A 12,404-nucleotide genomic window follows, 5' to 3' on the forward strand; every position below is an offset into this window, starting at 1 on the left:
GCCTATGCCTTCGCTGCGCCTGCTTGCTCCCGCGCTGTTTGCGCTCGCCATGTTCGGCGCAGCCGCGCCCGCGTCGGCCGACAGCTTCTCCGATGCCCAGCGCACCGACATCGAGGCGATCATCAAGAACTACCTCGTCACCCATCCCGAGGTGCTCGAGGAAGCGATGACCGAGCTCACCAAGCGTCAGGCCGCGGCTGAGACGCAGAAGCACGAGGCCAGCGTCGCGCAGAATTCCGATGCGATCTTCAACTCGCCGCGCCAGGTCGTACTCGGCAACAAAGACGGCGACGTCACCTTCGTCGAGTTCTTCGACTACAATTGCGGCTACTGCAAGCGCGCGATGGACGACATGCTCAACCTCATGAAAGGCGATCCGAAGCTGAAGGTGGTGCTGAAGGAGTTTCCGGTGCTGAGCCAGGGCTCGGTCGAAGCAGCCCAGGTCGCCGTTGCCGTGCGGATGCAGGATCCCTCCGGCAAGAAATATCTCGATTTCCATCAGAAGCTGCTCGGCGGCCGTGGCGCGGCCGACAAGGCGCGCGCGCTGCAGGCGGCCAAGGAAGCCGGTCTCGACACCGCGAAGATCGAGAAGGACATCGGCAGCGCCGAGGTGCGCAGCACCATCGAGGAGAACTTCAAGCTCGCCGAAGCGATGGGCATGAACGGCACGCCGAGCTACGTGATCGGCAAGCAGATCGTCATCGGCGCCGTCGGCCTCGAAAGCCTCAAGGAAAAGATCGGCGTCGCACGCTGCGGCAAGGCGACCTGCTAACGAGGCGACCTGCTAACAAGGCGACTTGCTAACAAGGCGACTTGCTAACAACGACCTGCCGATCGCATTCCCGACATCAATCATGACGCAAGGCCGGCTGAGAAGCCGGCCTTTTCATTGCGCCGAAAACCCGGCGCGCGCATTCATCTGGCGTTCAACAAACAAATGCCGCGGAACCCTCAATGTTCCGGAACTCCTGATACCTGCTTTCGTTGTCGGCGCGGGCAATGACGCAATAAACACGAAACACGTGAGGAGAATTCAATGTCTAACCGCTTTATGATCTCGGTTGCCGCGATCGCGCTTATCGCCGGCACCGGTCTTGCGAATGCACAGGGCACCATGAACCGCGACAGCGGTGGTGGCGCTGGTGCGCAGCCGACGCAGCACTCGCAGCCCTCGGGCGGCGCGGCTGAACGTGGCGCGATGGGCAAGGAAGCCGCTCCCGAGAAGGGCACCGTCGGTCAGGCCGGCGGCGCCATGAAGCCCGGCGGAGCAGCCGAGGAGAAGTCTGGCGCGATGGAGAAATCCGGCGCTACGGAGAAGTCCGGCGGGATGGATAAGTCCGGCGCGATGAACAAGAACGCGGCTGACGAGAAGGCCGGCGCGGCGAAGGGTGAGCACGCCCAGAGCACTCAAGACAAGTCCACGCAGGACAAGTCCGCGCACGACAAGGCCGCACAGGACAAGTCCGCGCCGGACAAGTCGAAGAGCACGATGGACAAGTCCCAGACCGACAAGTCCAAGAGCACGGAGACTGACACTAAGAGCGGCAACATGAACGCCCAGACCAAGGGCGCGGAGACCAAGGGCACGGACACCAAGTCCCAGACCACGACCGGCACCGCCTCCGCGACCGCTTCTGCGCCGCCTCCCGAGAAGCGGAGCCAGATCTCGACGGCGATCAAGTCGACCAAGATCGAAGAGACCACCAACGTCAACTTCAACATCTCGGTCGGCACCGCGATCCCGGCGTCGGTCCGCTTCCATCCGCTGCCGCCCCGGATCGTGGAAATCTACCCGGAGTGGCGTGGCTATGAAGTGATCTTCGTCCACGGCCAGTACGTGATCGTCCGTCCTCAGACGCGCGAGATCGTGTACATCATCGAAGGCTAAGCTGCCTCGCTGATGCCCAAATGAGCCCTTGCCGAGAGATCGGCAGGGGCTTTTGGCCTATGGGGCGGCCTGCCCCACCGGTCCGGCCCGGCAGCCACGATTAGAACTGGTTAACAAGCAATTTCCGTAGCTTCCGCACAGGTTTTTGCACCCAGGATGAGGTCCCTGAAGGCCTCTCGCAGGTCCTTCAAGGCTTCCCCTAGGCCGCTTTGTTACCTATAACCCCCGCCACGCCGAAGCACCTGCCGGGATAGGAATGACCGAACTCGCGACCGACACGATCCTCGTTCTCAACGGGCCGAACCTCAACATGTTGGGGACGCGCGAGCCCGAGAAGTACGGCCACGCGACGCTGGCCGACGTGGAAGCGTTGTGCCGGGACACGGCTGCGACCTTCGGCCTCAAGGCCGACTGCCGGCAGTCCAACCGCGAAGGCGAGCTGATCGACTTCATCCACGAGGCACACGCCCGCAAGATGAAGGGCATCATCATCAATGCCGGCGGCTATTCGCACACCTCGATTGCCCTGCACGACGCGCTGCTCGCGGTGCAGATCCCGACGGTCGAAGTGCACGTGACCAACATCCACGCCCGCGAGAATTTCCGTCACCACTCCTACACCGCGCGCGCGGCCTTCGCCTCGCTATGCGGTTTCGGCATCGAGGGCTACCGCCTCGCCATCCAGGGCCTTGCCGCCAAGCTCGGCATCAAGCCCAAAGCCTGACGCTCCCTTCACACAGAACATTCGGATCAAACAACATGGCGCGCCAGCCAGACGACAAAGCAGCCGCAAAATTTTCCAGCGAGGATTCCGCCCTCGTCCGCGAGCTCGCTTTGCTGCTCGATGAGACCAGCCTCACCGAAATCGAGATCGAGCGTGCCGGCCTGCGCCTGCGCGTCGCCCGCAACATCAGCGTCGCCGCGACCATGCCGATGCAGATGGCGGCCGCCCCCGCCGCCCTCCAGACGGCCGCAGCTGCCGCCGCGCCTGCCGCCGCCGACCTGTCGAAGCATCCCGGCGCCGTGACCTCGCCGATGGTCGGCACCGCCTATTGGGCGCCGGAGCCCGGCGCCAAGCCGTTCATCGAGGTCGGCAGCAAGGTCTCGGTCGGCCAGACGCTGCTGATCATCGAAGCCATGAAGACCATGAACCAGATCCCCTCGCCGCGCGCCGGCACGGTGACGCAGATCGTGATCGAGGACGGCCAGCCGGTCGAGTACGGCGAGCCGCTCGTGATCATTGAGTGACGGTCGAAAGGGGTCCCATCGCCCTCGCCGCTTCCCGCGCGTCAGTCCCTTAAGGACACCATGTTCGACAAGATCCTCATAGCCAATCGCGGCGAGATCGCCCTTCGCATCCTCAGGGCCTGCAAGGAGCTCGGGATCGCGACCGTCGCCGTGCACTCCACCGCCGACGCCGATGCCATGCATGTGCGCCTGTCGGACGAAAGCGTGTGCATCGGGCCACCGGCGTCCAAGGACAGCTATCTCAACGTGCCCGCGCTGCTCGCGGCCTGCGAGATCACCGGTGCCGACGCCGTGCATCCCGGATACGGTTTCCTGTCGGAGAACGCGCGCTTCGCGGAAATCCTCTCCGAGCATAATCTGCATTTCATCGGCCCAAAGGCCGAGCACATCCGCCTGATGGGCGACAAGATCGAGGCCAAGAGGACGGCCAAGAAGCTCGGCATTCCCGTGGTGCCCGGCTCCGACGGAGGGGTCGGCCCCGACGACGACGCGATGGCGATCGCCAGGAAGATCGGCTTCCCCGTGCTGGTCAAAGCCGCAGCCGGCGGCGGCGGTCGCGGCATGAAGGTGGCCCAGAGCGAGGCCGATCTTCAGGTCGCGCTGTCGACGGCCGCCAACGAGGCCAAGTCCGCCTTCGGCGATGCCTCCGTCTACCTCGAAAAATATCTCCAGAAGCCGCGCCACATCGAGATCCAGATCCTCGGCGACGGCCGCGGCGGCGCGATTCATCTTGGCGAACGCGACTGCTCGCTGCAGCGGCGCCACCAGAAGGTCTGGGAGGAAGGCCCCTCGCCCGTGCTGACCGCGGCTGCACGCGCCAAGATCGGCGAGACCTGCGCCAAAGCGATGCGCGAGATGAAATATCTCGGCGTCGGCACCATCGAATTCCTGTTCGAGGACGGCGAGTTCTACTTCATCGAGATGAACACGCGCATCCAGGTCGAGCATCCCGTCACCGAGAGCATCACCGACATCGACCTCGTGCTGGAGCAGATCCGCATCGCCGCCGGCGGCGATCTGCCGGCGAGGCAGGAAGACGTCCAGGTCATCGGCCACGCGATCGAGTGCCGCATCAACGCCGAGAATCCGCAGACCTTTCGTCCTTCGCCCGGCCGCATCACGCAATATCACCCGCCCGGGGGGCTCGGTGTGCGGATCGATTCCGCGGTGTATCAGGGCTACACGATCCCGCCTTATTACGACTCGCTCGTCGGCAAGCTGATCGTGCACGGCAAGACCCGCGGCGAGTGCCTGATGCGGCTGCGCCGGGCGCTGGACGAGATGGTGGTCGAGGGTATCGAGACCACCCTGCCGCTGTTCCGCGCGCTGGTGCGCGAAGACGACATCATCAACGGCGACTACCACATCCACTGGCTGGAACAATATCTAGCCGGCAAGGCGGAACCCGCCCCGGGGTAGTCCTCCCTCCCCATGGAACCCTTTGGCCCCAATCGCGTTCTTGGACGATGGGGGACAGTTCCGAGGGGGCGTTTTGAATTCCACGATGCCTGATCAGGCGAGACCGTCGTGACCGCTGCCACGCAGCGACGGCGTACATTTTGGCAGATCCTGCTGTTCGCGGCGGGACTGCTGGTGCTGACCGTGATCAGCGCCGGCTCCGTCTATCTCGTCAACAAGGCGAGAGACGACAGCAAATGGGTGGTTCACACCATCGAGGCGGAGAACCAGATCAACGCCCTCCTGCTGGAAATCCGGCGTGCCGAGAGCGCCGCCCGCGGCTACCTCCTGACGCAAGCGGCGGATTTTCAGGTCGACCACGACAAGGCCGTGGCGGCCATCATCCCGGCTCTCGACAAGCTCACGCGCCTGACCGGCGACAATCCGGCGCAACGCCAAAACATCGAGAAGCTGAGCGCGGCCATCGAGACCCGGCTCGGCCAGTTCGTGCAGGAGATGGATTTCAGCCGCCGGGGCGAGCCGGAGAAGGCCGTAGCGCTGGTCCGCGAGCTCGCCTCCACGGACGCCACAGCCGCGATCGCCAATGTCGCGACGGTGATGATCCAGGAGGAGGAACGCCTGTTCCGGCTCCGAACGGTCAATTCGGACCGCAGCCAGACCCTCGCCGCGTCGATGACCGGCATCGGCTCCGGCCTCGTCGTGCTGCTGGCCCTGATCTCGATCTGGCTGGTGCGGCGCTCGGCCCTTGCCCGTGACGATGCCGAGGCGCGCCTGCGCGATGCCAACGTCAATCTGGAGGCCGTGGTCGACGAACGTACGGCCGATCTGCGCGAAGCCAACAACGAGATCCAGCGCTTTGCCTATATCGTCAGCCACGATCTGCGCTCGCCACTCGTCAACATCATGGGCTTCACCAGCGAACTCGAAGAGCTCGGCGGCGACATTTTCCGCCGCATCGGCGGCCTTACTCATGTCCCGGCCGACGGGCCGCCGCTGCCGGGCGAGGCCGCGCTCGAAGGTCCCGACAAGCAGCTTTCAGCGGATTTTTCCGAAGCGCTGGGCTTCATCAAGTCGTCGATCGCCAAGATGGACCGCCTGATCTCGGCGATCCTCAATCTCACCCGCGAGGGCCGGCGCGAGTTCCAGCCGGAAAAGATCGACACGCGCGGGTTGATCGAAGCGATCGTGTCGACGCTGGCGCATCAGGCCGCCGAGGCGCAGGCCGAGATCCATGTCGCCCCCCTGCCCGATCTCGTCAGCGATCGCCTGGCGCTGGAGCAGATCTTCTCCAATCTAATCGACAACGCCATCAAATATCTCAAGGCCGGCGCTCCCGGCGAGATCAGAATCCGCGGCCGCACCAAGCTCGGCTACGCAATCTTCGAGATCAGCGATAACGGCCGCGGGATCGATCCGAAGGATCATCAGCGCATATTCGACCTGTTTCGCCGCGCGGGAACCCAGGACAAGCCCGGTCAGGGTATCGGTCTTGCGCACGTGCGTGCACTTGTGCGTCGCCTCGGCGGCACCATGTCGGTATCATCGGAACTGAATACGGGCAGCACGTTCACCATCACGCTGCCCATCACCTGGAACGCCAGCAACCGGAACGTTGATCAATGACTCAACCCGTCAGCATCATCATGATCGAGGACGACGAGGGACACGCGCGGCTGATCGAGCGCAACATCCGAAGGTCCGGCGTCAACAACGAGATCATCTCCTTTGCCAACGGCACGGATGCGATGAAGCACCTGTTCGGAGCCGACGGCAGCGGGCTCGTGCAGAAGGGCAATGCGCTCCTGATCCTGCTCGATCTCAACCTCCCCGACATGACCGGGATCGACATCCTGAAGCAGATCAAGGAGAACAAATATCTGAAGGCCTCGCCCGTGGTGGTGCTGACCACCACCGACGATTCCCAGGAAATCAAGCGCTGCTACGAGCTCGGCTGCAACGTCTACATCACCAAGCCCGTGAACTACGAGAATTTCGCCAATGCCATCCGGCAGCTCGGCTTGTTCTTCTCGGTCATCCAGGTCCCGCCCGCCGCCTCATGAACCAGCGCACGCCGACACTGCTCTACATCGACGACGACGGCGCGCTGGCGCGCCTGGTCGATCGCGGCCTGACACGGCGCGGCTACAAGGTCGTTCACGCCGCAAGCGGCGAGGAAGGCCTCGAGCTCATCCGCCGCGCGGGCACCACCGGCGGCATCGACGTCGTGGCGCTCGACCAGTACATGCCCGGCCTCGACGGGCTGGAGACGCTGGAGCAGATCATGGCAATACCGGGCGCGCCGCCGGTGGTCTTCGTCACCGCCGCGCAGGATTCCAGCATCGCAGTGACGGCACTGAAAGCGGGCGCGGCCGATTATCTCGTCAAGGACGTCAAGGGCGACTTCATCCCCCTGCTTCACGTCGCAGCCGACGGCGCGCTGCGCCAGGCCGAATTGCAGAAGGCCCGCGAGGAAGCCGAAGCCGAAATCCATGCCTCGCGCGACCGCTACGCGGCCCTTGCCGCCGAACGCGAAATGCTGTTGCGCGAGGTCAATCACCGCGTCGGCAACTCGCTCCAGATCATCGCCTCGCTGCTGCATCTGCAGGCAAGCTCCGCCGCGCAGGACGAGGTCAAGGCGGCGTTGACCAATGCGATGGGCCGCGTCGCCGCGGTCGCGCAGGTGCACCGCCGCCTCTACACCTCGCAGGACCTCAAGAGCGTGGTGCTGAACCAGTACCTGGACTCCCTGCTCGAGGATTTGCGCCGCTCGGCCGAGGGCAACCGGATGTCGCGCCTGACGCTGAAGGCCGAACCGATCGAGATCGATCCGGACCGTGCGGTCGCCGTCGGCATCATCGTCAACGAGCTGGTGATGAACGCGGTGAAATACGCCTACCCCGACGGCGCCGGCCCGATCCATGTCGAGCTGACCTCGCAGGGCGATGATCTGCTGCTGTCGATCTCCGACGATGGCGTCGGCGACAACGTCAAGGCCGATCCGCGCTCCACCGGCATGGGCCAGCGCATCGTCGCGGCCATGGCCACCAAGCTCGACGCTTCGGTCGAGCGCGACCCCACCCATTCCGGAACCCGCATCATGTTGCGGTTCCACCGTCTACCGGCTGCCGCCGGCAAGCCGAGTGCTGCCGCGGCGAACTGATCCACACCGCCCATCGCAACCGCATTGCGATCCTGCTATTGTGGCGAGCCATGACTTCGCGCGACTCTGCCCCGTCTGAAATCACGCCAGCCGTGCTGCTGCGCGCCTATGCCTGCGGCATCTTTCCGATGGCCGAAAGCGCCGATGATCCCACCCTGTTCTGGGTCGAGCCGGAGTTGCGCGGGGTCATCCCGCTCGACGGATTTCGCGTGGCCTCGCGGCTCGCGCGCACCGTGCGTTCGGATTCATTTCGCGTGACCGTCAATACCGCCTTCAAGGCCACGATCGCCGGCTGCGCCGCGCCGCAGGCGGGGCGCGAGGACACCTGGATCAACAAGCGCATCCGCGACCTCTATGGCGGCCTGTACGAGCTCGGCCATTGCCACAGCGTCGAGGCTTGGCAGGGCGAGGACCTCGTCGGCGGGCTTTACGGCGTCAGCCTGGGGCGCGCCTTTTTCGGCGAGAGCATGTTTCACACCGCGCGCGATGCCTCCAAGGTCGCGCTGGTGCACCTGGTCGCGCGGCTCATCCATGGCGGCTTCGAGCTGCTCGACACCCAATACGTCACCGAGCACCTGAAGAGTTTCGGCGCGGCCGAGATTTCGCGGCGGCGCTACACCGCGCTGCTCGACAAGGCGCTCGCCGGCGAGCCCGGCGATTTCCTGAGGCTCTCGTCCGGTGAAGCGATCCCGGGCGCGCGCGCACTCGAGATCATCGCCTCGCGGCAATAGTCAGGGATATTACCGGCCGAACCCTGGGGATTTGGCCTAGCGGCCAAACCCCGGGATACCGAACAGACCCGGCCGCTGCTCGGGCGGCGGAGGTGGCGGCGGTGCCGGTTGCTGCTGCTGGATCGGCGGCAACGGCTGCGGCGGACGCTGCTGCACGGCCTGCTTGGGCGCGGCCTTCTTCTGCGCGGGCGGTGGCGGCGCCGGCGGCTTGGTGCCGGGATCCGGTGCAGCGGTCGCGATGGTCTGCTGCGGCTCTTTGCAGTCGGTGAGCCAGATATCGTAGATCGGGTGCTCGACGCCGTGCAGGCCCGGACTTGCCGCGTACATCCAGCCCGAGAAGATGCGCTTCACCTCACCCTGCAAGGTGATCTCGTCGACCTCGACGAAGGCGTCGGTGTTGGCGGCCTCGGTCGCCGGCCGCGTGTAGCAGGCGTTGGTTTTGACGCGCAGCGCACCGAATTGCACGGTCTCGCCGATATCCTCGTCGAAATTGATGATGCGCCCGGTGATCTTGTCGAGGCCGGAGAAGGTCGCTTTCTTGTTCACGATCTTCTGGGCCGGCGGTTCGGTGACGACCTCGTCGCCGGGCTGAAGGCTCGCCGGCGTCTGTGGCACCGCGCCGCCCGGCCCGCCCTTCTGTTGCGGCTGGCGCTGACCGGGCGCACCCGGCTGCGGGGCGCCTTGCGGATTGGGCGGAGCGACCGCGACGGACGGCGGCTGGTTTGGCGGAGCGACGCTAGAACCGGGCGGCGGTGCCAGAGGTTGGGTCTCGACCGGCCCCGGCATCACGTTGCCCTGCCGGCCCGGCGGCGGCGCCATCGGACGCGACGGCAGCACACGGCCCTGCGGCGGCAGCTCCGGCACCTCTTCGTCGTCGTCGGGGATCTGCTGCGGCTGGGGCTGGCCACGCGGAATCGTGCCGGGCGGCCGCAGCGGCGGCGGATCGGAGAAGATCGTGCCGATCTGCGCCTGCGCCGGTGTCGCAACCGTCAGTGCAGTGGCGGCCAGAAGCGCCGCAAGACCTGTCAGGGTAAATGTTCGAAACATCTCGCGCGGCTTCAACAGCGAATCGGGCTTGCTGGACATTCTACAGGGGATACCGCCGCTCGCAGGCCATCCGGTTAACACGGCGAATACGGCGGGGGAAGGGCGGCATCCCTGCCCTTCCCGGCCCGGTCTGGCCAGATCGGCCCCCGGGTGGGATAGTTGAAGACCCTTCCCAGGGGTATCCAAACCAAGGGTATCCAAAGGGTCGAGGCGGGCATCGCCCCCGAAAACGACATCCAACCATCATCGGAAACCCAGAGGTCGCCTGCCCATGCCCGTTGTGCTCGATCCCGATGCCGCCGCCGTCTACAAGGCCTTCCAGGAGGCTGGCCGCCCCGCCTACGAGACCCTGACCGCACCGGAAGCGCGGGCCTATTACGCGCAGGCGCGCTTTGCGACCAATCCCGAGCCACCGGAACTCGCGCGCGTCACGCCGCTGTCGATCCCGGCAGCGCACGGCGCCATTCCCGCGCGCCTCTATGTTCCCAAGGAGCCACGCCGGCATGACGGCTTGTCCCCGGCGCTGGTGTTCTTCCATGGCGGCGGCTGGGTGATCGGCGATCTCGACTCCCATGACGTCGTCTGCCGGCAGCTCGCCGACGCCGGCGCGCTGGTCGTGATCTCGGTGGACTACCGCCTCGCGCCCGAGCACAAATTTCCCGCCGCCACCGATGACGCCATCGCCGCGACCAAATGGGTCGCCGCCAACGCCCGCGAGTTCGGTATCGACGCCTCCAGGCTTTCGATCGGCGGCGACAGCGCCGGCGGCAATCTTGCCGCAGTGGTCGCGCTCGCTGCGCGCGACGGCAACGGTCCTGCGATCGCGGGCCAGTTGCTGATCTACCCCGCGACCGATTTCGCCATGACGCACGGCTCCCACAGCGAGCCCGAGACCAGCGTGTTGCTGACGCATTCAGTGATCCGCTGGTTCCGCGACCATTACCTCAATGGCGCCGCCGATATCCACGACTGGCGCGCCTCGCCGGCACGGGCGAAAAACCTTGCCGGCCTGCCGCCGGCCTATGTGCTGACCGCCGGCGCCGATCCCTTGCGCGACGAAGGCGACGAATATGCCGCGCGCCTCAGGCAAGCCGGCGTGCCCGTGGCGTACAAGCACTATCCCGGCCAATTCCACGGCTTCTTCACGATGGGCAAGTTGCTCAAGCAGGCCAATATCGCCGTCAACGAGATCGGCGCGTGGTTGAAGGGATTGGGCTGACGCCGACGTCCCGCATGCCATCCGTCCTTCAAAACCTCTTCGCCCTTCCCCTGCGCGGGCTGACATGGCTCGGCAGCCAGGGCACCCGCGCGGTCGCCGCCGTCGTGTTCATCGCGCTCGCGGTGCCGCCGCTCGGGGCGCTGCTGCGCCCCTACGTCACCGAGGCGATCTTCGTTCTGCTCTGCATCTCCTTCATGCGGGTCGATCTCGCCGCGCTTTACGGCCATTTGCGCCGGCCGGCGCTGGTCGCGACCGCGACCGCCTGGACCATGATCGGCGTGCCTGTGATCGTCGGGCTGATCGTCCATGTCACCGGGCTCACCGCGCGCTCGCCCGACCTTGCCCTGGCATTGATGCTCCAGAGCATGGCCTCGCCGATGATGGCCTCGCCGGCGCTGGCCGCATTGATGGGCCTCGATGCCACGCTCGTGCTGGTCACGCTGGTGACCGCGACGGCGCTGGTGCCCTTCACGGCGTCGCTGTTCGCAAGCCTCTTCCTCGATGGCATGCTCAGCATCTCGCCACTTGCGCTGGGGCTGAAGCTGCTCGGCATCCTCGCGGCATCGCTGCTTGCCGCGACCGTGATCCGATGGGTGTTCGGCGCGGCCGCGATTCAGCGCCACAGGCAGCCGATCGACGGCTTCAACATCATCATCCTGCTGATTTTCGCGACCGCGATCATGGGCGATGTCGCGAGCGATCTCGTCGCCCGGCCGATCTTCACCATCGGCTTCGCAGCTCTCGCCTTCGCGATCTATTTCACGCTGCTCGCGATCACCACGCTGCTGTTCCGCCGCATCGGCTACGAGCGCGCGCTGGCGCTCGGCCTGATGGTGTCACAGCGCAATCTCGGCCTGATGCTGGCGGCGACCGCCGGCGCGCTGCCGCCCACCACCTGGCTCTATTTCGCGATGACGCAGTTTCCGATTCACCTGGCGCCCTACATGCTGATGCCGATCGCGCGGCGTTTGACGGCGCGGGCGAAGACCTCTGGCACTACGGCAACGGACAGCACCGCCACGTCAGGCTGATCGGCACGCAGGGCATGACTTGTCCGCTCTCCCTCGCAAGCAGACTCGATTTTGCAGGTCGGCTAAGGGCCATAAGCCGACACCGCGTCCACGGCCTATGTCTATACGCTGGAGTGTCATCCCCAACGCTGCGATGGTTGCTTTGATTGCGTATCCTCAATATGAAATCGCGAAATCTGCCGCGGGCACAAAACGAGCGAGGTCTTTGCAGGCTATGGCTGTGTCAGAAGATAGATTGCCCACTGGCGGCTTTGCTCACCTGGTCCCGGAAATGGATGTGTTTGACCTGCATCAGAGCATAACATTCTGGTGTGATATCCTCGGCTTCCGGATCGCTTATCAGCGGCCTGAAAGTCGATTTGTGTACTTGGAGTTTCAGGGTGCGCAGGTCATGCTCAGCCAGCACAATGGTCATTGGCAAACTGGTATTTTAGAACGACCACTGGGGCGCGGTATCAACTTCCAAATCTTTGTCGGCTCCGTCGCGCCACTTCTCGACGCTTTAAAAAATGCAGAATGGCCGCTCTACAGGGAATGTCACGATGCCTGGTATCGGATCGCCGGTGAGGAGCGAGGCAACAGGCAGTTTCTGGTGCAGGACCCCGACGGCTACCTTCTGCGCTTCGCGCAAGACTTGGGAAAAAGATAGCTTTTCGACCCA

General features: G+C 65.0%; 13 protein-coding genes. 12 read left to right on the forward strand and 1 reads right to left on the reverse strand.

Annotated features, from left to right (window positions below; genetic code table 11):
- Positions 1 to 4 precede the first annotated feature (4 nt).
- The 9 genes from JQ591_RS11185 (at position 5) to aat (ending at position 8,446) form a co-directional block, all read left to right on the forward strand.
- Positions 5 to 772: a DsbA family protein gene (locus tag JQ591_RS11185; protein ID WP_211396041.1), complete on the forward strand. Its 768-nt coding sequence runs from the start codon at positions 5 to 7 to the stop codon at positions 770 to 772.
- A gap of 264 nt (positions 773 to 1,036) precedes the next feature.
- Positions 1,037 to 1,888 carry a DUF1236 domain-containing protein gene (locus JQ591_RS11190; protein WP_211396042.1) on the forward strand — a complete coding sequence of 284 codons (852 nt, stop codon included), beginning with the start codon at positions 1,037 to 1,039 and terminating at the stop codon, positions 1,886 to 1,888.
- Positions 1,889 to 2,144: 256 nt separating this feature from the next.
- Positions 2,145 to 2,612: a type II 3-dehydroquinate dehydratase gene (aroQ, locus tag JQ591_RS11195; RefSeq protein WP_211396043.1), complete on the forward strand. Its 468-nt coding sequence runs from the start codon at positions 2,145 to 2,147 to the stop codon at positions 2,610 to 2,612.
- A 35-nt stretch (positions 2,613 to 2,647) separates the two neighbouring features.
- Entirely contained in the window at positions 2,648 to 3,136 is a 489-nt protein-coding gene (accB, locus tag JQ591_RS11200; RefSeq protein WP_211396044.1) for an acetyl-CoA carboxylase biotin carboxyl carrier protein, read from the forward strand.
- A 60-nt stretch (positions 3,137 to 3,196) separates the two neighbouring features.
- Positions 3,197 to 4,555 (forward strand): acetyl-CoA carboxylase biotin carboxylase subunit, encoded by a 1,359-nt coding sequence (accC, locus tag JQ591_RS11205; protein WP_211396045.1) that lies wholly within the window; start codon positions 3,197 to 3,199, stop codon positions 4,553 to 4,555.
- A gap of 108 nt (positions 4,556 to 4,663) precedes the next feature.
- A complete protein-coding gene (locus JQ591_RS11210) occupies positions 4,664 to 6,178 on the forward strand; it encodes a sensor histidine kinase (RefSeq protein ID WP_211396046.1) in 1,515 nt (504 codons plus the stop codon).
- Positions 6,175 to 6,615 (forward strand): response regulator, encoded by a 441-nt coding sequence (locus tag JQ591_RS11215; RefSeq protein ID WP_211396047.1) that lies wholly within the window; start codon positions 6,175 to 6,177, stop codon positions 6,613 to 6,615. The genes JQ591_RS11210 and JQ591_RS11215 overlap by 4 nt, the downstream gene beginning before the upstream one ends.
- Entirely contained in the window at positions 6,612 to 7,715 is a 1,104-nt protein-coding gene (locus tag JQ591_RS11220) for a sensor histidine kinase (RefSeq protein ID WP_211396048.1), read from the forward strand. The genes JQ591_RS11215 and JQ591_RS11220 overlap by 4 nt, the downstream gene beginning before the upstream one ends.
- 50 nt (positions 7,716 to 7,765) lie before the next feature.
- Positions 7,766 to 8,446 carry a leucyl/phenylalanyl-tRNA--protein transferase gene (gene aat / locus JQ591_RS11225; RefSeq protein ID WP_211396049.1) on the forward strand — a complete coding sequence of 227 codons (681 nt, stop codon included), beginning with the start codon at positions 7,766 to 7,768 and terminating at the stop codon, positions 8,444 to 8,446.
- 36 nt (positions 8,447 to 8,482) lie between these two features.
- Here aat and JQ591_RS11230 read toward each other — a convergent pair whose 3' ends face one another.
- Positions 8,483 to 9,532 (reverse strand): DUF2155 domain-containing protein, encoded by a 1,050-nt coding sequence (locus JQ591_RS11230; RefSeq protein ID WP_211396050.1) that lies wholly within the window; start codon positions 9,530 to 9,532, stop codon positions 8,483 to 8,485.
- 232 nt (positions 9,533 to 9,764) lie between these two features.
- On the opposite strand from JQ591_RS11230, the gene JQ591_RS11235 reads away from it, so the two are divergent.
- From JQ591_RS11235 to JQ591_RS11245, 3 genes are all read left to right on the forward strand, one after another.
- Entirely contained in the window at positions 9,765 to 10,712 is a 948-nt protein-coding gene (locus JQ591_RS11235) for an alpha/beta hydrolase (protein WP_211396051.1), read from the forward strand.
- A 14-nt stretch (positions 10,713 to 10,726) separates the two neighbouring features.
- Positions 10,727 to 11,743: a Na+-dependent transporter gene (locus tag JQ591_RS11240; RefSeq protein WP_211396052.1), complete on the forward strand. Its 1,017-nt coding sequence runs from the start codon at positions 10,727 to 10,729 to the stop codon at positions 11,741 to 11,743.
- A gap of 133 nt (positions 11,744 to 11,876) precedes the next feature.
- Positions 11,877 to 12,392, forward strand: a complete 516-nt coding sequence (locus JQ591_RS11245; RefSeq protein ID WP_249136762.1) for a bleomycin resistance protein — start codon at positions 11,877 to 11,879, stop codon at positions 12,390 to 12,392.
- The last annotated feature ends 12 nt before the right edge of the window (positions 12,393 to 12,404 follow it).

This window comes from Bradyrhizobium canariense (assembly GCF_018130465.1).
GTDB classification, from domain to species: domain Bacteria; phylum Pseudomonadota; class Alphaproteobacteria; order Rhizobiales; family Xanthobacteraceae; genus Bradyrhizobium; species Bradyrhizobium canariense_C.